Origin of the sequence: Roseimaritima multifibrata (assembly GCF_007741495.1) — a bacterium.
Classification (GTDB): domain Bacteria; phylum Planctomycetota; class Planctomycetia; order Pirellulales; family Pirellulaceae; genus Roseimaritima; species Roseimaritima multifibrata.
The window spans coordinates 243,198-267,689 of sequence record NZ_CP036262.1 but is presented as its reverse complement, the minus strand read 5'-3'; the positions used below and the strand labels follow the sequence as shown (position 1 = coordinate 267,689).

Sequence of the window (24,492 nt, the reverse complement as noted above, 5' to 3'; positions counted from 1 at the left end):
TGGAATCAAGTCCCTCGCAACGCGGTCAGAAGAAACCTTTTCGTCTGCCCAGACTGGAAAGAGAAGCAGGGCACCGAATGACATAACCGCTTAAGAAACAAGGCGTTAGCCGGCCGTTCGCAGCAAGATCACCTCGCAAAAATCCCCCTCTCCCCCCAGCCCCTCTCCCCCAAGCAAGCTCCACGAAACCAAACAAAAGGCAGAGATACCCCAACGAGCGATCTAGAATTCCTGCCGCAACCAAGCGCTTGCTTAGGGGCGAGGGGAGCCAGACTTTCGTCGCTTAAAACTTCACGTCCCAAGCGAATGGCAATCAAAAGTGATTCCCTCAACGAACAGCGGTCGCGGGAGAGAACGCTTGAACGATTTAGTTATCGATTTTTACCAACAAGAAATGTGGGCAGATCAACACCTACTGGCCCTCTGCGACTTTCGAACCGCCGCCAGCGGCGTCATTGGTTTTGTCCGACCATACGGCGAACTCATTTCCAGCTGGCTCGGTAAAGTGGAAGCGACGACCGCCGGGGAACGAAAAGATCTCCTGAACGATCGTTCCGCCATGCTCACAGACCTTCTGCTGAGTCTGTTCAAGCTGCTCACTATAGAAAACTATCAGAGCCGACCCGCTGCTTGTCTTTGCGGCCAATGGCGAACGGTAGAACCCGCCATCCATCCCAGCGTTTTTGTCAAACGCGATATAGTCCGGCCCGTAGTCGGTAAAATTCCAGCGAAAGCAGTTTTGAAAAAAGGCCTTCGTTGCGGCGAGATCACTCGAGGGAAATTCGACGTAGTTGATCTTTTCGTGGCCGTCGTTGCTGGACATGTGTTTTCGAACCGGAACAGGTGAGACTAAAGTTCAGGAGACCTGCAGCGATCACGGACAACCGGGATGACGGATTGTCCGTGGGCACTTTAGGTTGATACGTGCAAGAGCTATTCGCGCTCCCAAGGACCTATGCCGATTCTTGCAGCCAAGCTCTTGCGTCGTCGATTTTCGCATGATCGAAATATTTGATCGAAGCGGTCGTGAACGGTTTGCAGAATGTCGCCATCCCCTTTTCCCACTTGGTTTCACCAACAATTGCCAAGCGTTCGATATCCTTGAAGTGCTTCATTGCAAACTTGGTGTCTGCCCACAAAGCGCTCGCATCCCACCCATGAAAATCGTGCATGACAACCAGCATTCGAACTTTACCGTGTGCCGCGATTTGAGCCTCAATAACGGGCACAAATTCTTCGTAGGCTTCACTAGATAGTTTTCCAGTGAGGGACAGTTCAATGGTTTTGCCATTTTCAATTTCCGTAACGCTAAACGACATTTCCGCTTCCTTTTCATTCAATTGACGGGTAAAAACCTGACAAAGCATTGCTCTTCTCAGGCACTGAAGGCCTCGCATCGGGAATGAAGTCCTCCCCGGGCCTTAGCCTCCATTCTAGAGTATGGATTGCGAAGTGTGGAACGCTCCGTCGCGGCCTACCTTTCCTCTTTGTAGCTTTCCCCTTTTCCCCAGACGCTGTTCCTTCCAATGATCCAGCAGTGGCTTGCAGGGACCGCCTTGTTTCCCTCGCTTGAATAAGTACAGTGAAGGCTTCTGGACATGCTGTCCTCGGACGAGACGCGCCGTACCCGGTCAAGACAAGACGACGCACTTATGGTTTTTCATTCCATGGGAGCGATGTCATGAAAGCGTGGATTTTATTAGTGATTGCGGGGCTGCTAGAAACCGGCTGGGCGGTCGGGCTGAAATACACCGTCGGCTTTACCCGTTTCTGGCCTAGCGTGTGGACCGTTTTGGCGATGGTCGCCAGCATGGGCTTGCTTGCCCTTGCCCTCCGCGACCTGCCAACCGGAACGGCTTACCCCGTATGGGTTGGCATCGGAGCGGTAGGGACCGCGATCTTTGGGATGGTCTATCTTGGGGAATCGGTGGCTCCGGCCAGGATCTTTTTTATCATCCTGCTAACGGTATCGATCCTTGGGTTAAAATGGGTTTCCCATTAGGTAGGGGCGACCTTGCCCCTGCGGCTGGTGCTCGTGCGCCCTGCATTCGATACGCTTGCGGAAATCGTTCCGGATATGCGGAACCGCGGGACGTATCCGCTTCAACCATCCCATTGCATTCCGAAATCCAACCAGGAATTCCTATGAAGACCGTTCAGCACTTAGGTACTTTCACCGCCGCCTTACTGGCGATCCTGTGGGGCGGGCTGCTGCCAGTATCCCAAAGCACGCACGCCGCAGATCCGACCGCCCCCGAAGCTCGCGAAACCCCAAAAGAGCAGGGTGCTGCAGACAAAAGCGGAAACGGAAAGCATGTGATTGGGCCGGAATACAGCGTCGCTGCCGACCTAACCGACCAAGGAAACCCCAAGGGTCAATCGTTTGAATTTACGATGCGTATGTCCGAGAGTGCCCTGTTCCCCGGAACCGCGTCCACTCTGGACCCAGCAAAACCGGTTCGCGAAGAGCGAAAGATCTTTGTCTATGTTCCCGCGGCATATAAAGACGGCACGGCGGCTCCGATCTTGGTTACCCACGATGGCCCCAGCCGACTGGATCTGGTGAAAAACGCGTTGGACAACTTAACCATTTCCAAAGACCCCAAACGCAAATTACCGGCCTTTATCGCAATCGCCGTACAGAACGGCGGGAACGATAGTTTCGGCAGTGAACGCGGTCTGGAATACGACACAATGTCCGATCGTTTTGCCCGTTTCATCAATGACGAAGTATTACCAGCCGTCCTGGCGAACAAGCAAGTGCGAGCGGCTTACCCCAAAATCGCCTTCACCGAAGACCCTTGGGGGCGCGCCACAATGGGATGCAGTTCCGGGGGCGCCGCGGCACTAACGATGGGTTGGTTTCGTCCCGACCTGTTCCGGCGCTTGATCACCTACTCGGGAACGTTTGTCGATCAACAGGATCATGATGCTGCTGAAGAAGTCGAATACCCGCTCGGTGCGTGGGAGTACCACTCCAGCAAGAAACTAATTGAATCAAGCGAACGCAAACCGCTGCGAATCTTCCTGCACGTTTCAGAAAACGACAATCGCGCCCAAGACCCTGAATCGACTTACCACAACTGGGTGATGGCAAACGAACGGACCGCAGCGGCTCTGGAAGCCAAAGGTTACGACTACCGCTACGTCTACAGCAAAGCCACCCGACACTGCGATCGCAAAGTTTTTGAACAAACGCTTGCGGATACATTGGTCTGGATGTGGCAGGGATACGAACCTCAAAACTAGCTATTTCGCTAAAAGATAACAGCGTTTAATCTGCCCGCCGGAACGTCGATCCGCGGGCAACTGGGTTAATGATTGTCGCCTTTCGCGGGAGATGTGAAATTAAGAAGTGACGTTTTCTGTAGTGTTTCGCTCTGCGAAAGCAGCTCCAAAAGGACGTTCTTTCGCGGAGCGCAGGACGACAAACAACCTTTAAATCGACAGCCCATGCGAATCATTCCGTGGAATCGGAATCGATCACCAATCGACCCTGCTTGTAGACTTGCTGGATGTTGAATTCTGTGTCCAACACCAATAGGTCGGCTCGTTTCCCTGCTTGAACACTTCCGACTTCGTGGTCGATCCCGACACGCTCTGCAGGAGTCAGCGTTGCCATGCGGATGACATGTTCGACAGGCGCAGTGGTGGAATTCTTAAAATGCCGGACCATGTGATCCATTCCGACAATGGAACTGGCAAGGCTGGTCCGATCGCTCGACCACCCAACGTTGCCGTCACTATAGATTGGGCTGCCGGAATCTTGATTCCCAAAAATGTATTCACCAGCGGGCATCCCCAGCGCTCGATTGGCATCGGTTACCAGACAAAGCCGCTCGGGCCCCTTCATCTGGTATGCAAATTCGAGCAATTCAGGCGATAGGTGCCAGCCATCGGCGATCACTTCGGTGCTCATCGCTTTGTTCATCAGCACGAACTCCGTCATGCTGGCTTGCATAGGGACTTGAAAACGCGTCCGCAACGACGGGACACTGCTCATCGCGCACCAAAAGTGGTCCACATGCCGCATCCCTGCGTCAAAGGCCGACTGCATTTCTGACCAACTGGAATTGGAATGCCCGCAGGTGACTAGGCAGTCGTGCGCTGCAGCCATCTGGTAGAACGCTTTGGCCCCCGGCAATTCGGCTGCACAGGTTGCGACGCGAACGAATCCGGTTTCAAAGTAGTGCTGAAATTCTTCCACAGCCGGATCGCGTCGTCCTCCTTTGTCATGGCAGCCTACCTTATCGTCCGCAAAATAGGGTCCGTACAAATGGATCCCTGGAATGTGAGGCACCTCCAACTCAGCAGGCTTTGCGGTCGACACGTCGGCCACCTGCTGACATGCACTCAGCATCTTCTGTATTTCGGCTGGGGCACCGGTGGTCGTCGTAGGAAACAGAGTGGTTGTCCCACGCGTTAGATGGGCCGCGGCCGCTTGCCGGATGGAGCGAGGATCGCCATCCATAAAGTCCGCACCGCTGCCACCATGGACGTGGATATCAATGAAACCTGGCGTCAAGTAACGACCTGCCAGATCCACAATCGCGGCATCTGCGGGAATCGAACCTCTCTCCGAAACAGAAACTATTTTTCCTTCCTGACAGATCACCACCGCGTCGCGCAGGACTTGATCGGGCAAAACCGCGGAAGCGTTCACGAATGCGATGGGGTTTGTCATGCTGTTACGGTGTTGGGGGGGGAGGCAAGGTACGAACATGGCTAATAATTTTGTTCTTCATGCTGTCTTTATAAACAACGATTAGAATGCCCGCGCAAAATCGCAACTTTTTCCTTCTCACTTCTCGTTGCAATAAAAATGAACCGCACTACCAATCGACGTCAGTTTTTGAGCGACAACTTTGCTTCAGCCAGTGGATTCGCTGTTGCGGCTGCATTCAGTTCACTGGGGCACCGATACGCCCTTGGTGAAGCGGCAACCCGAAGCAGTGATCTGGTTGCGGTAAAAGATGAAACAACAGGCCTTCCACTTTTACGACTACCAGCAGGCTTTCGCTACCGGACCTTTGGCTGGACCGGGGACGTCATGACCGACGGCGTTGCAACTCCCTCTAGCCATGACGGCATGGGCGTTGTTAAAGCGGACGGCGAGCAGTTAACGCTGATCCGAAATCACGAAATCGGCGACGACAACCCGGCTTTGAAACTGAGTTCCGGTTCCCCCTACGACCCTTACGCTGGAGGAGGCTGCACCACGCTAAAATTCGACAGTGCCGCAGGAACTTGGTTATCCAGCCGAGTCAGCATGTCAGGGACCAGCCGCAACTGCGCCGGCGGCGTGACCCCTTGGGGAACTTGGTTAACCGCCGAAGAAACCGTCCTCGGAGTCGGCGACAAGGACAAATACAAAGACTCGGTAGCGAGGAAATTCCAAAAGTCACACGGCTGGATCTTCGAAGTCCCCGCCGACGGCGTTGGAGCCCCCGAACCGATCGAAGCGATGGGGCGGTTTGTTCATGAAGCCGTCGCGATCGATCGTGAAACCGGAATCGTATACGAGACCGAAGACCGCGGAACCTCCGGCTTCTACCGTTTCATCCCGAACACGCCAGGCAAACTGGCCGCAGGCGGGCGACTGGAAATCGCTGAGGTCATCGGACAACCGGACCTCCGCGGCGGCTTCACCAACGGGACGGAGTTCGATGTTCGCTGGCACGCCATCAAAGACCCGACACTGGCACACACCCCGGGGATCGATCCCGCCGACGAACTGGGAGTGTTTAAGCAGGGTCAAAAAGCGGGCGGGTCCACGTTCTCTCGGCTGGAAGGCTGCTGGGCAGGGAACGGCGTCATTACCTTTGACGCAACCGATGGTGGCGCCGCCAAGGCAGGCCAGATCTGGCAGTACAACCCACAGACAGAAAAACTAAAGCTGATCTTTGAATCGCCAGACAAACCAACGCTGAACATGCCCGACAACCTATGCGTCAGCCCACGCGGCGGGATCTTGCTGTGCGAAGACAATGACTACGGAGCCAACGAATATCCTCAACGGATCTTCGGTCTCTCCCAGGCAGGACAGCTAAGCCTATTTGCTGAAAACAACGTTCAGTTAAACGGCCAACACAACAACATCAAAGGGGATTTCCGAACCAAAGAATGGGCCGGCGCAACCTTCAGCCCTGACGGCAAATGGTTGTTCGTGAACATCCAGACCCCGGGATTCACGGTCGCCATCACAGGCCCTTGGCAAGACACGCTGGTTTAACGACAGCGACTACGCCAAAATTTCTTCGATGACTTTGCCATGAACGTCGGTTAACCGACGTTCAATCCCGTTGTGGTAGAACGTCAATCGCTCATGATCCAGTCCCAAGATTCTTAGAATCGTGGCATGAAAATCGTAGACGGTCGCGACGTCCTCGACCGCTTTATAGCCAAATTCGTCCGTTGCGCCATAAGTGAACGGCGTTTTAACTCCGGCGCCCGCCAGCCACGCGGTAAACCCTTCGGGATTGTGATCGCGTCCACTGGCCCCCGCTTGAAAGGTCGGCATTCTGCCAAATTCAGTGCACCACACGACCAAGGTGTCTTCCAATAACCCACGTTGTTTCATGTCTTTTAACAGGGCAGCGGTGGGCTGGTCCAAAACCGGCCCATGCTTTTCATACTGGGCCGCCAGATGCTTGTGTCCGTCCCAATTGCTAACCCCTTCGCCGCCCGTCTGATAGGCGCCGTTAAAGACCTGCACAAACCGGACCCCCGATTCAATCAGTCGTCTCGCAAGAATGCAGTTGCGAGCATAGGCCGCCTTCAGCGTATTTGTGCTGTCGTCCGCTCCATACATGCGCATCGTGCTTAAAGATTCCGTCGTCAGGTCCCCGACCGTGGGGACACTTAACTGCATTCGTGCAGCGAGTTCATAGCTGGCGATCCGAGCCGCTAATTCCGTATCTCCGGGATAATGTTCGGCGTGCTTCCGATTCATCCGCTGCAAGAACTGCCGCGTCTGCTGGTCGGTATTCGCATCGATACCTTCTGGACGCTGCAAATTCCTCAGCGGCTTACTGGCATTGAAATCGGTCCCTTGAAAGGCGGCGGGCAAGAAACCGGCACCCCAGTTATTGACGCTGGACTGAGGGGTCCCTCGCGGATCGGGAATCGCGACATACGCCGGCAGGTCTTGGTTTTCCGTCCCCAGCGCCCAGGTCATCCAGGCTCCCATGCTAGGAAATCCATCCAGCGTAAAACCGGTCGACATAAAGTTCTCACCCGGGCCGTGGGTATTCGTTTTACCCGTTAGAGAATGGATGAAACACATTTCATCTGCCAATTCCCCCAGCATCGGAACCAATTCCGAAACCATCTTGCCCGATTCCCCGCGAGGCTTGAATTCCCATGGGCTTTTGGTCAGATTTCCCTGACCACCTTGAAACGTGATCAACTCTTCGGCGCCCGGCATCGGCTGTCCATGCCGACGAATCAATTCGGGTTTATAGTCAAACGTATCGATCTGGCTGCACGCTCCAGAACAAAAAATCATCAAGACATTTTTGGCGCGTGCCGGCAGGTGGGCAGGGCGCGAAGCAAACGGATGCTCGGGGTCGATCGCGGGACGACCCGAAACATCAGCCGCCTGCAAACGACCACGATCGGAACCGGGATCCGCTGCCAACAAACTTGCCAGCGCAATGCCCCCCAGGCCGCGAGTCGTATCGATTAATAATTGACGTCGACTATTTCGATTCATGGGAGCCCTATGGAATGAAGACGAACTCGTTGGCGTTTAAGATCGCTCGCGCGAAAGCAGGCCAGCCATACTCTTTACTAAAAGCGAGGGCCGCCTCTGATTCATCCGGTTCCGGAGAACGTCCGAAACAGAGTTGATAGGCGAGCGACACCCGCTCTTCGGGCGTGCTGGTCTGTTGTTCCAGTCGCTCCACAAACAGATCGGCCTGCTGTAAAACAAAACGGCTGTTCAGAAGGTTCAAGGCTTGCAGGGGAGTCGTTGAACGATTCCTTGCGGAGACGACCTGATTGAAATCGGGGCAGTCAAAGACGCCGAAAACCGCTTCCTGTTCTTGGCGAACCTTGGTCATGTAGATCATCCTTCGCCAATCGTCAGGCCCAAATTCCTGCTTTGGAAAATAGTGTCGCACGTTTTCGTTTTCGATCTGAAACGGACTAAACCCTGGGCCTCCAGACTGCAGATTCAGTTTTCCAGTCACCGCCAAAATACTGTCACGAATCCCTTCCGCGGGAAGTCGTCTGGGGGGAAATCTCCAAAGCAGTCGCGTGCTGGCGTCGACCGCCATCGCTTCTTCGACCGGCCTGCTTTGTTGCTGCCAGGTTTGTGAATTCAGAATCAATCGATGCATCTGCTTCATCGACCACCCCTGGTCCATGAATTCGCTAGCCAACCAATCGAGCAATTCAGGATGGGTCGGCAGCGTTCCATTGCCACCAAAATCACTCGGAGTATCGACCAGACCTGTTCCAAAATGGGACTGCCAAATCCGGTTCACCATGACCCGGGCGGTAAGTGGATTAGCGCGATCGGCGATCCACTTTGCAATTGCCAAACGACGCTCTTTTTCGGGAGCGTCCATCGGAAGTTGCAAATCGCTTAGCGAGTGCAAGGGTGCAGGTGCCACCTGTTCACGCGGTGCCGTCGGTTCGCCTCGGTATAGTCGATGCGTTGGGCCAGGTTCCGCAAACGCCCCGGCGTAAACCAAAACAGGTTGCGCCAGTTTCGCGCGTTCGGTTTGCCAATTTTTTAGGACCTGCAGTTCTTTGTTTGCCTTTACCCGAAGATCCTCCGGCAGCGTGCTGAAGTCGTATTCAACTTCGGTCGTCTTTGCTGGATCAAACGGCTGACGATCGGCCGAACTGGCTACTTCCGTCCATGATTTTCCGTCTAGCGATATCGAGAATCGGTATTCGGTTGCGACCCGATCGCGGTACTCCCCCTGTCGATCTCGTCCCCAAACGATTCGATCGATCGGCTGCGCCGAAGCGAATTCGATCTGCACCCAACTGGCGGTAGCCTGGGCCGCGATCCAGCTGTGCGCGTTTCCGTACTGCCCGTCATTCAGGTGCCCCAGGTTATGCAGGGGATGGACAAAATCGCCTCCGGACGATGCTTTGGCGCCGTTGCTTACCAGTGCAAGGTTACGGTCATCCTCGGCAGCAAAGACCTCCAATTCGTCCAGGCAAACATTCCCTCCATTGGTCGCATCAATCGTCATCCTGACGAACTGAGCAGGGACCGCCGAAAAGGATTCAACATTTTTTTGGGCCGTGACCGATGGCCGCTTCGGGCTCTTTTTCACCGCCTCCTGGTAAACCGCCAATCGCGCCCGTTGGTCTTGAATTTGCTGATCCAATTTTTCAATTTCAAGCCGAGCACTTTCGGCCAACGGGAGCGGTCGATCGCGATGGAGCACCCCCGCAAAAACCGCTTGCATGGCATAGAAATCGGTCTGAGAAATCGGATCAAACTTATGGTTGTGACAGCGAGCACAGCCAATCGTTAACCCCAGGAATGCGGTTCCCGTCGTATGAACCATGTCCGCCAGTTCATCTTGACGTTGCGTTAACAGCAGCTGTTTGTCCTGCCCCTTCACTTGATCCCACGGCCCGGCGACCAAAAATCCGGTCGCGACATCGGCGCCCAACGAGTCACCAGCGATCTGCTGACTGACAAATTGATCGTACGGAAGGTCCGTATTCAGAGCGTCGACCACCCAGTCTCGATACCGCCAAGCATGAGGACGCTCACGATTCATTTCAAAACCGTGCGTTTCGCCAAAGCGAACAAGATCCAACCAACGGGTCGCCCAGTGTTCGCCGTAACGCGGGCTAGACAGAACCTGATCAACCCATATCGCCCACGCGTCGGGGCGGCTGTCATTCAAAAAACGATCCACTTGCTCCGGCGTCGGCGGCAACCCATGCATCACCAAGTAGAGCCGCCGAATGCGATCCCGGCGAGTCGCGCGAGGAGACCGCTGCAGATGCGCAAGATCAAGCTTGGAGTCCACAAATGCGTCGATCGGTTTTCCTGCGTCCGCTTTTCCAGCCTCCGCTTTTCCAGTCCTGGAGGGAACAGGTGGCCGATGGATCGGCTGAAACGACCAATGATCACTCTTTTCCGTTTGCTGCGAATCAAGGAACGGTTGCCAACTGGCTGTATCTTCGACCCATTTTCGCAGAACTTCGATTTCAGCATCCGATAACGGATCGCTTTCAGGAGGCATCCGACGGGAAGAATCCGACGTGGTAATCCGAGCCAGTAGATAACTGCGTTGACTATCCCCAGGAACAATCAGCGGTTCTCCGGAATTCCCTCCTCGCAAGGCCGCCTGTGGCGAATCAAGCCGCAAATCCCCTTCGCCCGCATCTTCGCTATGACAATCAAGACAATGCGTTTCCAATAACGGCAATACCTGATCGGCAAAGAAGGATCCCTCGGCTGCTGAAACGGACGCCGACGCACCACAGATTATCCCCAGCACGCCCAACAAAAACATCCAGTACCGGCATACCATGTAAGTGGATTTCATCGGATTCTCGACAGGTGGGAAAAAGAAGGGCCTTTAAGTTTATCGTAAAGAATATGCCTCGTTCGTTGATTTTTACGATCTTCAGAAGAATGTGAACCGTTGATAGGTTATTTTAGAGGCTGAGAAGAGCTGTTTCCCCGTTGTCTGGAGTTCCTGGAATGCGTTCGTTTGGTCATCTATTACTTGTCGTCGGGTGCGGAATCAGTGCCCTGGCCGGGACACCACAGATCGGCACGGCAGACGAATGGACCGACGTATCCGGCCAACACACCATGACCGCTGAGTTCATGGGAATGTGGGAAGGGAAGGCGGTTTTCGCGCTCCCGGGCGGGCAACGCCGGTCGATCGAACTGAAAAACCTGCGAGCGGAAAGCCGGCTGCGAGCGATCGACCTAGCCGAGGAACGTGCGGCCCACCTAGAAAAATTCAAAGAGCAAATCCAAGCCGAAACCGAAGAGGCTAGGGCACCCGGGCCAGCGGAAATGGCTCCAGCTCCCGAAACGGCCCCCAGCTACCAAACGCTGGATGAAAATGCCTCGCTGCAAATCACCGCAGAACACATCGCGTCGCAGTGGCGATCCGGGCACGTGCGAGTCTACTGGGACACGATGCCCGCAAAACAGAAAGCGGAAATCGAGGCGTTGGTGGTCGAATTCGCCAAAAAAGTTGATCCAGCATTATGGAATGGCTTGATCGAAAACTTAGATCGAACCACTCGCCTGCTGGCAAGTCGCGAAGATTGGATTTTCGAACATCCGCAAGTCATGATGCTCACCCCGATCCTCGGCGAAAATGCACGCCACTACTATCGCTCAGGCGTCGGACTGGTTCAACAACTGGTGAAACCCGAAGCCGCCTCGCTCGATCGCCTCAAAGAGGGCAACCTGGACGAGTGGATCGATCAGCGTGACAGCGATACCGCCAGCTATGTCTATCACCTGATGAATTTGGCGAACGTTCCGCAACCGCCGCGTATCTCGGTCGACATCAAGGACGATACGCATGGAACGGTCTCCGTAGCGGCTCCCCAAGGCACTCCTCAAAGAGGACGTCAAACACCAAGGTCCCGTCCCGAAAAATGGTCACGTGTGGAAGGGCAGTGGATCGCCGATTCGGCATTCGCCAGCATCAATCGGTCCATTAAAACCAACCAAGAAAGAATCGCGAACATGCCCGCAAGCCTAGAACCACTGCGGGCTTACTCGACTCAGATGCAAGAAGTAGTTGACTCTTATGTCGCTCCCCTAGAATCCGCAAATTCCCGCGAAGAATTTAACATCAGCCTGGATGAAATCCTTCCCCCGTTAATCATGAAAGTCGCCCAGCTCGGCGGCCGTGCGGGCAACGCACGCGGTGGCATGATGGGATCGGGAATGGAAATGGAACCGGGCGGCTCCGAAACCGAAATGTATGAAAACGAGCTGTACGAAAACGAGCTAATGGAAGGCCCAGGCGGCGAACCGATCATGCAAATAGAGCCGTAATTGCTAGCATTAATAATCTGTTTGACAGCTATTAGGTCGGATCCTACGCTATGGGCTAACAATTTTTCAGCACAGTCGTCTGTGAACAATGGAGTGAACCATGGTAGACGTTATTGCGCGGCACGTTGACACCGAATCCGAAGCCCAAGCTTTGTTGGACAACAGTCCGATCAACGAACTACGAGACCTCCGAATCGAATGCGACCAAGAGTCTCTCTTGATCAGCGGCCGGGTCTGCTGCTTCTATCACAAGCAAGTGGCTCAGGAAACGATCCGCAACGTTGCCGACGGCCTTCGCGTCGTCAACTCCGTCTTGGTTGACTAAAACGAAGCTTTCGACAGCCCACCTATCGACCTTGCAACCGACGGTTCAACCGCTCGCTTAGTTGCTTAACAACGCCGGGATGTTCGGCGGCTATGTTCTTGGTTTCGCCTGCCGCTGTACGATGGTCGTACAGTTCCGCGTAACCACCTGGGTGCAACACCAATCGATAATCATTGGTTCTCAAAGTCGTTGCTTTTGCATAGGCCGCGGCATCATGCCCCGCTTCTTCCGGGGTCTTTAAAATCGGATTCAGGGAAACACCATCCAAAGCTTTTGGCTGCGGCAATTCGGCCAGCTCGCATAGCGTGGGAAACAGATCGATTGTTTCGACAATTGCGCTACTGGAAACACCAGGCTGATCCATTCCGGGAACGGAAATAATCAATGGCGAATGCAACGACTCTTCGAAAAGAGCATGCTTTCCCCAGATAGCGTGCTCACCGAGATGCCACCCATGGTCTCCCCATAACACGACGACCGTGTTATCGGCCATCTTCAGATCTTCTAACTGCTGAAGCAGTCGCCCGACCTGTGCATCGGCGTAGGTAACGCAAGCGGCGTAATGCTTTCGAACTTCAATCGCAAACGCTGCATCTTTGTTCGGGTCTTTGCCCCAGCGGTTGTATTTCATGAACTCACCCGAGCGATGCCAAGTCGTGCGACCGCTTGGTTTTTCGGGATGGGCGATCTGCGGCAACGAAGCCTCCTTGTAGGGCTCCATGTATTTTGCAGGAGCCCCAAACGGCAGGTGAGGGCGGATCAAACCGCACGCCAAAAAGAAAGGCTTCCCCGTACCGGCAAGATCCTTCATTTCCTGCAGCGCCGATTCAACAATCAAACCATCTGGATAAATGGTATCGTCACCCTCCTCCGATTCGAACAAATCCATCTTGCTGGCATCCTCACGTATCTGCCCATTCGCTAGACCGTGCATCGCCCCGCGAGGGTGCTTCCAAGGGCCTGCAGGCAACAGATGACGGTCCCAGCTAAGTGGCATCTCCAGCAACGCCTCATCATCCCAGTCAGGACCTCCGCGGCCACCGGGATGATGGGACACTTTACCGACCGATACCGTGGTGTAACCATGCTGCCGAAACCAGGCTGGCATGCTGGGAGGAACGCTGGCGGAAGGTTTACCCATTTCGTCAGCGCGAGCAAACAACGCATGATTTCCGCTTGGTCCGTATGTACCGGTCAACATGGCATAGCGAGAGGCGCCGCAAGTCGGTGCCTGCACAAAGTGCCTTTCAAACCGCCGCCCCCGACGGGCCAGTGCATCGATGTTGGGCGATTGAATGTAGTCCTTCCCATAGCAATTCAACTCGGGTCGCAAATCATCGACGCAGATCAAAAGCACATTGGGCGATTGAGCGGAGAGAATCGACAGTGGCCCCATTAACAGGGGAACGATTAATAGACGTAGCAACATTGTGAGCTGGGGAGTTTGGAGACACGGAGACACGGAGTTTTTACTGCGGCGATTTTTCGTGGGAGGGGACTACGTAACCGATTGCGTAGGCCAAGCGTCCCAACATTGCGAAATAGGCGAATAGACCGCCGACCGTGATAAAATTAACCAGACCAACTGCCATCCAACCGGGCAGAAAGAAGCAAACCAAATACATGAAAAAGAGGCCGGTGAACAGCAAACCGGACGTCAGGTAAAGGACTCCCCACTGTTCCTGGCACCGCGTCACCGACTTGGTCACTTCCAACGAGAAGGGAATGAAAATGCTTTCCGAATCGAGCATCGACATCAGGACGAATGGGAAGAAAATAAACAACGCAAACATCCCAAACAACACGGTCAACGGATGCAGCCCAATCGTCAGGATCGAAAGTATGAGAACGGGGCCGATACACATGCCAGCGGCTGCCCAGACGGTCACCATCTGCCCAAACCACTCGGCCGGATCCATGTAAGGCCAAGCGGCAACCTTCTTTGCGTTATTGGAAACCGATTCCATGACCGAAAATCCGCATGCGCAAACAAACGCCCAAAAGAATAGCGTCAACACACCAAACGACATCGGCAATAAGAACATCGCATCCCGAAATGCCCACGCGATCAAACCGATCATCGTGCCAACAAGGGACAAAAACATCCAATGCACGGGGACCTGAACATCAAGAAAGATTCGGAAGACACTTAAAAACCAATTCTTAACATCGGGGTTTTCATAGCTCTCTTCCTCTTCAAACCCAGCATCTTCCGCTTCCTGTAAAAGCTCACGAGCCGATTTATGAAACGGGCTGGTGTAGTCCTTTCCAGACGCCCCGGAATCGGACACCTGAAAGACTTCCGCATTCTCGATATCCGGCTTGTAGACCTTCTTCGGTTTCGGAGGCGGGGGGACAACAAATTTGGAATAACAGTCACTGCACTTGATCTGTTTTCCTACCTGGTTGGGGCGGGCATAGGTGATCGATGCACAGATCGGACAAGTGACACGAAAATCGGTGACAACATCGTCCTCCCCCAACATCTCGGCCGCCAAAGGATCGGCATTCGACGTGGTACTGGCGCCAAACGGATCGAACTCGGCCCCTTCGGGCATGGCGCCCTGTAGCGCCGACCAATCGCCATCGTCAAACGCACCTCCCGATCCGTTTGCAGCGGGGGCGGGTAGATCGCTGGCCGGTTCGGAAAGCGGAAAATCGTCTGCAAACAGATCGTCCGCCGCAGGCGTTGCCGGAGTTTTCGCCGCGGGCGGAGAGGCAGGGACTGCGGGAACCGTGGCCGCAGGCGGGACAATAGCCGCAGGCGGAACGTTGGCCGCATGCGGAGCCTTCACCACCGGTTTTGGCACCGAAGCCGGTTCTTGCTGCGGCGGCCCCGCCGCGGGCAGAGGCTGATCCAGATTCAGCCAATCATCGTCGTCAGCCGGAGTCTCCGGCGTCACGCCGGGGACTTTAAACGGAGCCTTGCACTTAGGGCAGCGAACACGACGACCGGCGGCCGACGCTGGGACGCGGACCGGGGAATCGCACTGTGGACATTTCAGTCGTATCGAATCCGGAGCGTTCAACGAAAAGCCATTCGAGTCGAGGAGAGAAACCTATTCGTCCAGAACCTCGGCTTCGCGTCCCTTCGCAGCTTCGGTCGCCTGAGCTTCATACTTTTTAGTCAGTTCTTGGACGTCGTTCTTTAGTTTATCTCGATCGTCCTCGGAGATCTCTTTTTCTTTTTCAGCCGTATCGGCCGCTTTATTGGCATCGCGGCGAATATTCCGGATGGAGATCTTCGCGTCTTCTGCCAATTCCTTGATCCGAGCGACCATTTTCTTACGAACTTCGGTCGACAAAGGAGGAATATTGATGCGGATCAAACGACCATCATTTTGGGGATTCAGGCCCAAATCGCCAGCGACAATCGCTTTTTCAATCTCTTTGATCACGCTGGTGTCGTAAGGACGGATCACAATCTGCTGCGGTTCCGGTGTCCCGATCGAGGCCAACTGTTTTAGCGGGGTCTGCGACCCATACGCTTCGACGCGGATGGAATCGACCAGTCCTGGATTTGCTCGTCCGGTACGAATTCCGGTGAGATTATGGGACAGCACGCTGACCGCCTTTTCCATACGTTGTTCAGCATCTAGCAAGACTTCATCAGTCGACATCGGCATCGTTGCAATCCTTGAAACAGAGGAAATCAGTCCATCACGAATCCGCTTAAAACGGCAGCACGTGATCAGAATCGTCAGGGAAGGGGAGGTTACCCAACCGGTTTTTCACCGATCCAGGTTCCCACGCTTTCCCCTGCGACGGCTTTGACGATATTGCCGTCTTTATTGAAATTAAACACCAAAATCGGCGTGCTGTGTTCCCGGCAAAGTGCAATTGCGGTCCCGTCCATGACTCGAAGGTTCTTTTCGATCACCTCAGCATAGCTAAGCGACTCGTACATCACCGCATGCGGGTTCTTTTCGGGGTCTTCGCTGTAAACTCCATCGACGCGGGTCGCTTTCAGGACCACATCCGCGTTCAGCTCCAGAGCTCGCTGTGCGGCTGCCGTGTCGGTCGTCACAAAGGGGCTGCCAATGCCTGCCGCCAAAACGACGACTCGCCCTTTTTCCAAATGCCGCAACGCACGCCGGCGAATGAACCGTTCGCAAACCGTATCCATCTCCAATGCCGACATGACCCGAGTCTGACAGCCTGCACTTTCCAGTGCGTCCTGCAACGCCAACGCATTGATCGTGGTCGCCAACATCCCCATGTAGTGAGCCGTCGCTTCCTGGACGTTATTGTTTCGCCCTGAAAACTGAGCCCCACGCAGGATATTTCCACCGCCAATGACGACCGCAATCTGACAACCACTGTCCAGCGCCGAGCGAATCTGAGCCGCGATATGGGCCACTTCGACCGCTCCAATTCCTCGATCGCCGCTCGCTGACAAACTCTCCCCGCTCAACTTGAGAATCACCCGCTTATAACGCAGAGGGGCTGAAGCATCAGAAGCATTCTGGGCAGCGGGAACGGAAGGCATGGGGGTTCAACAAACGGAAAGATAAATGGCCGAAAATAGGATTAGGACAGCTGCGCTGTCGTCCATCAGTTTAGCCATTTTGCCCGCAGAGGGCTAGAACGCAGACCGGTCGCAGTAGGCGTTCCCTCTGGCAGAAAATTCCTGCGATCGTCTAGCAGACACTTGGCAAAGCGCCATTCCAGAAGCGACCTCGATCCCGTGCGGCGTCTGCCCCGAAGAATCAGGGCTGCAGACAATACCGATTCGCGATTCCAATCCCCGAAACGATTGCGCCCACAATCCCTACGAAACCTTGATCGGTTCCACACAGATAAACGTTTTCCAAATGGGTCGTCCCATCCCACTGCTTTTCGGGAGCTCCGTAGACGGCCCCGTTGTCGTGCCACGTAAAACGCCGAATGGTTTTTGGCGTAAAGACATCGCTATCGATCACGTGGCGACGGAAGTCGGGCATGTACCGAACCGCCGAGCGAACGGCCGCATCATGCTGAGCCACTTTTTCGGCTCGATACTGCAAATCGCTAAGGGCACACCAACGATCATGATTGGCCAGCGTCGTGATCCGCACAATTCCGTCTGGCAGATTCCCTTCATCCGGCGAATAGCTGTAATTATTGGGTGAGCAGACGACACCGGTTCGCACATCGCAAAGCGAATCGTCAGGCCGTTCCCAGTGAAAGTGTTCGCTGTCGTTATAAAACAGGATCGTTTTGTCAAAACCGATTTCGTGCGGCTGCTTATCGAGCACCGAGATCGATTCGATGAAAGAAAGCTGCCCAGCCTTGGCGACTTCCACCTCGGTGATGTCGTCACACATCCGCATCGTTTCAACGGCCCCTGCGGACGAAAGGATCCGGCGACCTTCCAATTCGGTACCGTCGTCTAGTACAACGCCGACCGCGCGACCGTTCTCGGTCTTGATTCTCGCGACCCCACTACGCAGTTTCAGCTCGCCGCCTAAACCACGAAACTTGCGGACCAAATTCTTCAGGATCAATCGCACCCCTTTGAAAGGACGTGCAAATCCTTCCAGATAACAGGCGCGAAACATGATACAGAATTGTCCGAAATCCATATCGTTTTCCCGCGCGTTGCCATACCACATCAGTGGACACAACAACATTTCAACCAATAACGGTTCGGAGATACACTCTGCTAGGACCTCTCTTGCTGAACGCATGAAGTTGGGATCGTCACCATCCAGATCGTCATAATCCAGCAGCTGCGAAACCAGTTTGTCGTAGCCATCGACATGCATCGGAAAGTGTTCAGCGATCTCGGCTCGAAGCAGTTCCGCATCGTTGCCGAACTGCAAAGAAACCTGCGGAAAGCGGATCTCGGACCCTAACTGTTCCGCCAGCTGAAAATCATCCCAGCGAATGCGAAGCTGTCGCAGGAGCCTTGCCAACGGTCCCTTTTTCATTCCTTTCGGAGTGAAATTGGTCATCGCGTGAAGGCCGACATCGTAGTCGCGGCCATTCAAGCGATAGAACGAATTCAGGCCACCGATTGTGTAGTGACGTTCCAAGACACAGACACGCTGATCGAAATGGGCCAGCCGAATTCCAGCGGCCAAGCCACTCATCCCGGCACCAATGATGATCGTGTCGTACAACGTCGGCTCCAGAAAAATCAGTTCTTGGCGATATCGCGCATCTTGGGCTCAAGATAGGCAACCGTGGTGGCCATGCTAGCCAGGTGCGAATAATCTTCTTCAGGAATCTGGACGCGATGCCGCTTGCGCAGCTCCATCACGATGTCCAAGAAGTCCATGCTATCTAATTCCAGTTGATCACGAAAAGACTTTTCATCATCCAGATCGTCCATTTCTTCATCAGGAGCGATGTCTTCGAGGATATCGATGATCTCTTCGCGAATTTCTTCGTTGGTCATGGCAGTTAATGACTTTCTGATTCTTACAGATGACTAAAAGCGACGGATGATAACGACCGAATTGATCCCCAGCATCCCGAACGAGTTATTTAAAATGTATTTGACTTGCGGAACCGACTGCGATTCATTCAGAACCAACCCCGGCAACGCACACTTGGGATCTAGCTCATCCACATTGATTGTGGGATGACAAACATTATCACGGAACGCAGGCAGGTTGCCCGCCAGTTCCAAAGCCCCCGCAGCCCCCATCGCATGCCCGATGTAGCTTTTGGTGTTGTTAAAACGGACGGTTTTACACTCGCCAAAGACTTCGCGGAGCGCCAGACATTCCTGTGCATCACCGCTACTGGTTCCCGTAGCGTGGGTGCTGACGATGTCCATCTGCTCGGGCTGCAGCCCCGCTCGCTTGAGCGCTAAGCGGATGCACTGGGCCTGCCGTTCCGGATTGGGCAACACGAAATCGGTCGCGTCGGTATTGATGGCGTGCCCCACCAGTTCGCCGTAGATCTCGGCGCCTCGTTTTTTTGCATCGCTCAGCCGTTCCAGGACATACAGGCAGCCACCTTCCGCGACCACGATCCCGTTTCGTTTGGTATCAAATGGCCGTGAGGCTTTGGTCGGATCCTCGTGAGTGGCCAGCGCCCCCTGGCTTTTAAAACTGGCAAAGATCCCAAAGGTATGGATACTTTCACTGGTCCCACCGGCCAATGCGACGTCACATTCGTCCAGCATCAACATTTGAGCCCCTTGCACCAAGCCCGCATTTCCGGCGGCACAGGCAGCTCCGATCGTGTAGTGAGGCCCCGTGATCCCCATGCTTAAAGCGATTTCGCCAGCGGGGTTATTGGCGACGGTGCGAGGGTTATGGTGGTGCGACCAGAAGTCGGTGTTGTAGTCGTAACCCTTGATTTCATGGATTTCGTTTTCGGTTTCCACGTTGCCGTGTTCCGTCACACCGACGTAGATCCCGACTCGCGATTTATCCGTATTTTCCCAGTCCAAGCCGCTGTGCGCAACCGCTTCACTGGCAGCGTAGACACCCACGCTTCCCGCCCGAGTCCCGCGGCGGATCTCTTTGCGAGTCTGATATTTACGGACATCAAAGTCACAGACGCCGGCCAAAGTCTCACCGAAATAGCGAATTTCGTAAGGCTTAACGCCGCTGCGGCCTTCCAATAGCGCATCACGATACGATTGCCAATCGTTCCCATTCGGGGCGGTCAATCCGACCCCCGTAATGACAATCCGCTGATTGTCTGGCAACGAGTGAACACGTGGGGACGGCGAGGAATCAGACAGAGACACAGGGTGCTTTCCTGCTGGTTGAAACGGTAAAAACGAACGCGTGAGGCTACCTCTTTTATACAGAATTGACAAGCAGCAGCCCCACACGAAGTGCTTCCAGCCCCCCCCGCTCGAAGAACGCAAACCCTGTACCACTACCGCAGATACACGCTTTCACGAACGAAACCAAGAAATTCGCCGATCGAAACGGGGCCCGCTGCGGCGTAAAGCGAAGACCGATAGCGGCCATTCTGAGCGGACGCGGAGCGTCGACGCCATCAATGGCAGAGGCAAAAACACTCGGAGCGACGCCCGATACCGGACAAAAGGCCCGAAAGCCCCCAAGCCGAGCGCCGGCACAAAGACAAATGCTGCATGGCTTGAGGTCACGCAGCTTCAAACTCCAAAAAGGACAAGCCAAACCCACGATCCCATCCGATCGATGCCCCGGTTCGTTCGCGAAGGATTATGATAAACAAACCTCCTTATTCTCCCGTCCTCTTCGCTAAATCTTAAAGAGATAACGCATGCGAACCCAGCTCCTCCCTCTAACGCTTCTATTTGCGTTCCTCGTCGCCTCCACCGGATCTGCGGACAAACCGAATGCGGACAAGAAAACGGGCAACGCACAGAACAAGGTCGCCGACCAGCAAAGCGACTGGTACGAAAAATACAAGAAACAGGCCAACATCCCCAAACCATCCGAGATGCTGCTGAACACCAGCGCAGAACCAGACCTGACAACTGGTTTTGAACCTCTGTTCAACGGAACCGACCTCAGCGGCTGGACCCCGCGTGGCGGAACCTGCAAATTCGAAGCTCGCGATGGCCTGCTAATCGGCACCTGCGTCCCAGGATCCAACAGCACCTACCTTTCAACCGACCGAAACGACTTCCGCGATTTCATTTTCACCTGTGACATGAAATGGGAAGTGAGCGGCAATTCGGGCGTCATGTTCCGAGCCCAAACGAAACCGGGCAAAAATGGTGAAATCGTTTTTGGACCGCAAGCCGAAATGGAAGGAACGACGGGCGATCGTGGCTGGTCGGGCGGGATCTACGGGCAAAGCTGCGGTGGTTACTTCTATCCGCTATGGTTAGATCAACACCAGAACGCTCGTGAAGCTCTAAACAAGACGGGCTGGAATCGGTTGACGATCGAAGCCAAAGGGAACGTCGTTAAGACCTGGCTGAACGGAGTCCCCGCGTCTCATTGGGTCGACGATGGAACCTACCCCGCCGGCTTCTTTGGTTTACAAATCCACAAAGGGCAAGAAGGGACCGTGTTATGGAAAAACATTCGCGTCAAGGAACTTGGCAATTGACCCGTTTCCTAACCGCACTTCGCTTCCGGCCGTCCAGCGGACGGCTGTGGAGCAGTCCGTCAGGGCTGTTCGCTTTTTGTCTGTGCGCAGCTGCGATTGGCTTGCCTCAAATCACCCAAGCCAAAGAGAAATCGTCGCGTCCGAACGTACTGTTCATTTTCGCAGATGACATCGGATACGAAGCGATCCAAAGCTATGGAGGTCTTGATTTCCAGACACCTAACCTGAACCGAATGGCAAACGAAGGGCTTCGCTTCGGTCGAGCGTACACCAGCCCTGTCTGCACCCCAAGTCGTGTGAGCATGCACACCAGCCTGTACACCACTCGGCATCGACACTATGGGGTCCTACCGGTTCACAAAGGGACAAAGCAGAAGGTCGATTTCTCCAAAATGCCGACCTACGCTCAGCTGTTGAGGGCTAACGGATACGCGACCAGCGTGACCGGGAAATGGCAACTGGCGACCCTAGAAGCTTGGCCAAACCATATCCACGACGCTGGATTTGATTCGTGGTGTGTGTGGCAAATCTGGCGGGATGGAAAGAAGACCGGACGGCACTGGCAACCGACGTTTAATCAAGATGGTGAAATTCGCAGCGACATCCAAGATCGCTTTGGGCCGGATGTCTTGGCCGATTACGTGATCGACCAAATGACAACAGCCACGGCCGCTGGACAGCCTTTTTTTATCCTGCACAACGAACTGTTGCCCCACAATCCGATCATCAAAACCCCGGATGACAAAGCCAACGGCAGCAATGGTTCACTGGGGAACATGATCCACTACATGGACAAATTAGTCGGCAAGGTATTACGCTCCGTCGACGACTTAGGGATTCGCGACAACACCTATGTCATCTTCATGGGCGACAATGGGACCGAGCAACGTGACTTCCATAATCCTCGCTTTGGTGACAATTCCGCCGAGCTGAAAAACACTCGACACACAACAGCCGGCAACGTCAACGGCGGCAAAGCGAACCTAGGGGACGCAGGATCGCACGTTCCGCTGATTGTCTGGGGTCCCGAACGGGTCCCTCAGGGTCAGGTCTGCGATGACTTGATTGATGTCGTCGATCTATTCCCAACCTTCTGTGAACTCTCAGGAACTTCGATTCCGAAAACGGTCAAGATAGACGGACGGAGCTTTCTCGCTCAGATGCATGGGAAAGAGGGGAATCCACGCGAGTGGACTCACCAAGGACTGTATGGCAAGGAGAATTTATTCGACGGATCGTGGCGACTGTGGCGCAAACAAGGCTCGCTATGGGATGCAAGAAACCTACCTGCCGAAACTCCGGCGAACCCAGATGACAGCGAAGCGGCTGCCGCTCGCATCCGGCTGAACAAGGTTTTTGATCAGATCACCCCGCGAGCGGAATAGTTCAAAGTACGGATAAGAGAAGAGTCGGGAAATCCAAACCCGCCACGCCTGTGGGCTGTCGATTAAATGTCGCCTTTCGCGGGGGACGTGAAGTTCATAATTGGCACGTAGTAGAGTCTCTCCGAGACTCGTGCTTGCAAATCTTTCCGCCTCGGAGAGGCGAAGCTACGAGGAGCGACAATTCGCCGGAACGGCATCGCTATTGCTCTTTGGTCCGGCCTACGTCATGGCACAGCGTCCCCTTGTCGGTTTACCCGACAGGCACGTAGTAGAGTCTCTCCGAGACTCGTGCATCTGAATCTTTCCGCCTTGGAGAGGCGAAGCTACGAGGAGCGACAGTGCGCCGGAACGGCATCGCTATTGCTCTTTGGTCCGGCCTACGTCATGGCACAGTGTCCTCCTGTCGGTTTTCCCGACAGGCACGTAGTAGAGTCTCTCCGAGACTCGTGCTTGCGGATCTTTCCGCCTCAGAGAGGCGGAGCTACGAGAAGCGACAGTGCGCCGGAACGGCATCGCTATTGCTCTTTGGTCCGGCCTACGTCATGGCACAATGTCCCCTTGTTGGTTTACCCGACAGGCACGTAGTAGAGTCTCTCCGAGACTCGTGCTTGCGGATCTTTCCGCCTTGGAGAGGCGGAGCTACGAGGAGCGACAGTGCGCCGGAACGGCATCGCTATTGCTCTTTGGTCCGGCCTACGTCATGGCACAGTGTCCCCCTGTCGATTTACCCGACAGGCACGTAGTAGAGTCTCTCCGAGACTCGTGCTTGCGGATCTTTCCGCCTCGGAGAGGCGGAGCTACGAGGAGCGACAGTGCCCCGGAACGGCATCGCTACTGCTCTTTGGTCCGGCCTACGTCATGGCACAGCGTCCCCCTGTCGGTTTACCCGACAGGCACGTAGTAGAGTCTCTCCGAGACTCGTGCTTGCGGATCTTTCCGCCTCGGAGAGGCGGAGCTACGAGGAGCGACAGTGCGCCGGAACGGCATCGCTATTGCTCTTTGGTCCGGCCTACGTCATGGCACAGTGTCCCCCTGTCGGTTTACCCGACAGGCACGTAGTAGAGTCTCTCCGAGACTCGTGCATCTGAATCTTTCCGCCTCGGAGAGGCGGAGCTACGAGGAGCGACAGTGCGCCGGAACGGCATCGCTATTGCTCTTTGGTCCGGCCTACGTCATGGCACAGTGTCCCCTTGCTGGTTTACCCGACAGGCACGTAGTAGAGTCTCTCCGAGACTCGTGCTTGCGAATCTTTCCGCCTCGGAGAGGCGGAGCTACGAGGAGCGACAATGCGCCGGAACGGCATCGCTATTGCTCTTTGGTCCGGCCTACTTCATGGCACAATGTCCCTTTGTTGGTTTACCCGACAGGCACGTAGTAGAGTCTCTCCGAGACTCGTGCATCTGGATCTTTCCGCCTCGGAGAGGCGGAGCTACGAGGAGCGACAGTGCGCCGGAACGGCATCGCTATCGCTCTTTGGTCCGGCCTACTTCATGGCACAGTGTCCCCCTGTCGGTTTACCCGACAGGCACGTAGTAGAGTCTCTCCGAGACTCGTGCTTGCGGATCTTTCCGCCTCGGAGAGGCGGAGCTACGAGGAGCGACAGTGCGCCGGAACGGCATCGCTATTGCTCTTTGGTCCGGCCTACTTCATGGCACAGCGCCCCCCTGTCGGTTTACCCGACAGGCACGTAGTAGAGTCTCTCCGAGACTCGTGCTTGCGGATCTTTCCGCCTCGGAGAGGCGGAGCTACGAGGAGCGACAGTGCGCCGGAACGGC

19 protein-coding genes and 1 riboswitch are annotated in these 24,492 nt (G+C 54.9%); of the genes, 7 read left to right on the top strand and 12 right to left on the bottom strand.

All coding sequences use genetic code 11. The features are described 5' to 3' along the window. Positions 1–412: 412 nt before the first annotated feature. Both FF011L_RS01040 and FF011L_RS01035 read right to left on the bottom strand, forming a co-directional pair. The gene (locus FF011L_RS01040; RefSeq protein WP_145349546.1) at positions 413–823 is read right to left on the bottom strand and encodes a VOC family protein; all 411 of its coding nucleotides are present in this window, start codon (positions 821–823) and stop codon (positions 413–415) included. Between the two features lie 130 nt (positions 824–953). Beyond that, positions 954–1,319, bottom strand: a complete 366-nt coding sequence (locus tag FF011L_RS01035; protein ID WP_145354845.1) for a SpoIIAA family protein — start codon at positions 1,317–1,319, stop codon at positions 954–956. A gap of 270 nt (positions 1,320–1,589) precedes the next feature. After that, a riboswitch (guanidine-III (ykkC-III) riboswitch) is annotated at positions 1,590–1,651 on the top strand. A 30-nt stretch (positions 1,652–1,681) separates the two neighbouring features. Here FF011L_RS01035 and sugE point away from each other — a divergent pair. After that, positions 1,682–2,002, top strand: coding sequence for a quaternary ammonium compound efflux SMR transporter SugE (sugE, locus tag FF011L_RS01030; RefSeq protein WP_145349545.1), 321 nt, complete (start codon positions 1,682–1,684; stop codon positions 2,000–2,002). A gap of 143 nt (positions 2,003–2,145) precedes the next feature. Next, positions 2,146–3,249 (top strand): alpha/beta hydrolase, encoded by a 1,104-nt coding sequence (locus FF011L_RS01025; RefSeq protein ID WP_145349544.1) that lies wholly within the window; start codon positions 2,146–2,148, stop codon positions 3,247–3,249. Positions 3,250–3,460: 211 nt separating this feature from the next. Here the strand turns inward: FF011L_RS01025 and FF011L_RS01020 are convergent, their stop codons facing one another. Continuing rightward, complete coding sequence (locus tag FF011L_RS01020; protein WP_145349543.1) at positions 3,461–4,684, bottom strand: N-acetylglucosamine-6-phosphate deacetylase; 1,224 nt, start codon at positions 4,682–4,684, stop codon at positions 3,461–3,463. Positions 4,685–4,822: 138 nt separating this feature from the next. Here FF011L_RS01020 and FF011L_RS01015 point away from each other — a divergent pair, with 138 nt between their 5' ends. Beyond that, positions 4,823–6,232: a PhoX family protein gene (locus FF011L_RS01015; RefSeq protein ID WP_145349542.1), complete on the top strand. Its 1,410-nt coding sequence runs from the start codon at positions 4,823–4,825 to the stop codon at positions 6,230–6,232. Positions 6,233–6,241: 9 nt separating this feature from the next. On the opposite strand, the gene FF011L_RS01010 is transcribed toward FF011L_RS01015, so the two are convergent. After that, positions 6,242–7,714, bottom strand: a complete 1,473-nt coding sequence (locus FF011L_RS01010; RefSeq protein ID WP_145349541.1) for a DUF1501 domain-containing protein — start codon at positions 7,712–7,714, stop codon at positions 6,242–6,244. Positions 7,715–7,721: 7 nt separating this feature from the next. Then, positions 7,722–10,529, bottom strand: a complete 2,808-nt coding sequence (locus FF011L_RS01005; RefSeq protein ID WP_145349540.1) for a DUF1553 domain-containing protein — start codon at positions 10,527–10,529, stop codon at positions 7,722–7,724. A 158-nt stretch (positions 10,530–10,687) separates the two neighbouring features. Here FF011L_RS01005 and FF011L_RS01000 point away from each other — a divergent pair, with 158 nt between their 5' ends. Continuing rightward, positions 10,688–12,013 (top strand): hypothetical protein, encoded by a 1,326-nt coding sequence (locus tag FF011L_RS01000; RefSeq protein WP_145349539.1) that lies wholly within the window; start codon positions 10,688–10,690, stop codon positions 12,011–12,013. Between the two features lie 100 nt (positions 12,014–12,113). Further along, complete coding sequence (locus tag FF011L_RS00995) at positions 12,114–12,338, top strand: BON domain-containing protein (protein ID WP_145349538.1); 225 nt, start codon at positions 12,114–12,116, stop codon at positions 12,336–12,338. 22 nt (positions 12,339–12,360) lie between these two features. On the opposite strand, the gene FF011L_RS00990 is transcribed toward FF011L_RS00995, so the two are convergent. The 7 genes from FF011L_RS00990 to FF011L_RS00960 all read right to left on the bottom strand — a co-directional run bounded on the left by FF011L_RS00990 (position 12,361) and on the right by FF011L_RS00960 (position 20,028). Continuing rightward, entirely contained in the window at positions 12,361–13,767 is a 1,407-nt protein-coding gene (locus FF011L_RS00990) for a sulfatase (protein WP_145349537.1), read from the bottom strand. Between the two features lie 40 nt (positions 13,768–13,807). Continuing rightward, positions 13,808–15,367, bottom strand: a complete 1,560-nt coding sequence (locus FF011L_RS00985; RefSeq protein WP_145349536.1) for a hypothetical protein — start codon at positions 15,365–15,367, stop codon at positions 13,808–13,810. Between the two features lie 30 nt (positions 15,368–15,397). Then, positions 15,398–15,958, bottom strand: a complete 561-nt coding sequence (gene frr, locus FF011L_RS00980; RefSeq protein WP_145354844.1) for a ribosome recycling factor — start codon at positions 15,956–15,958, stop codon at positions 15,398–15,400. 95 nt (positions 15,959–16,053) lie between these two features. Beyond that, complete coding sequence (gene pyrH, locus FF011L_RS00975; protein ID WP_145349535.1) at positions 16,054–16,827, bottom strand: UMP kinase; 774 nt, start codon at positions 16,825–16,827, stop codon at positions 16,054–16,056. A 220-nt stretch (positions 16,828–17,047) separates the two neighbouring features. Continuing rightward, positions 17,048–18,442 (bottom strand): phytoene desaturase family protein, encoded by a 1,395-nt coding sequence (locus FF011L_RS00970; RefSeq protein WP_145349534.1) that lies wholly within the window; start codon positions 18,440–18,442, stop codon positions 17,048–17,050. 17 nt (positions 18,443–18,459) lie between these two features. Then, positions 18,460–18,720 carry an acyl carrier protein gene (locus tag FF011L_RS00965; protein ID WP_145349533.1) on the bottom strand — a complete coding sequence of 87 codons (261 nt, stop codon included), beginning with the start codon at positions 18,718–18,720 and terminating at the stop codon, positions 18,460–18,462. 33 nt (positions 18,721–18,753) lie between these two features. Further along, positions 18,754–20,028: a beta-ketoacyl-[acyl-carrier-protein] synthase family protein gene (locus FF011L_RS00960; protein WP_391560904.1), complete on the bottom strand. Its 1,275-nt coding sequence runs from the start codon at positions 20,026–20,028 to the stop codon at positions 18,754–18,756. A gap of 506 nt (positions 20,029–20,534) precedes the next feature. Here FF011L_RS00960 and FF011L_RS00955 point away from each other — a divergent pair. After that, complete coding sequence (locus FF011L_RS00955) at positions 20,535–21,332, top strand: 3-keto-disaccharide hydrolase (protein WP_145349532.1); 798 nt, start codon at positions 20,535–20,537, stop codon at positions 21,330–21,332. Next, a complete protein-coding gene (locus tag FF011L_RS00950; RefSeq protein ID WP_145349531.1) occupies positions 21,296–22,717 on the top strand; it encodes a sulfatase-like hydrolase/transferase in 1,422 nt (473 codons plus the stop codon). Before FF011L_RS00955 ends, FF011L_RS00950 begins: the two co-directional genes overlap by 37 nt. The last annotated feature ends 1,775 nt before the right edge of the window (positions 22,718–24,492 follow it).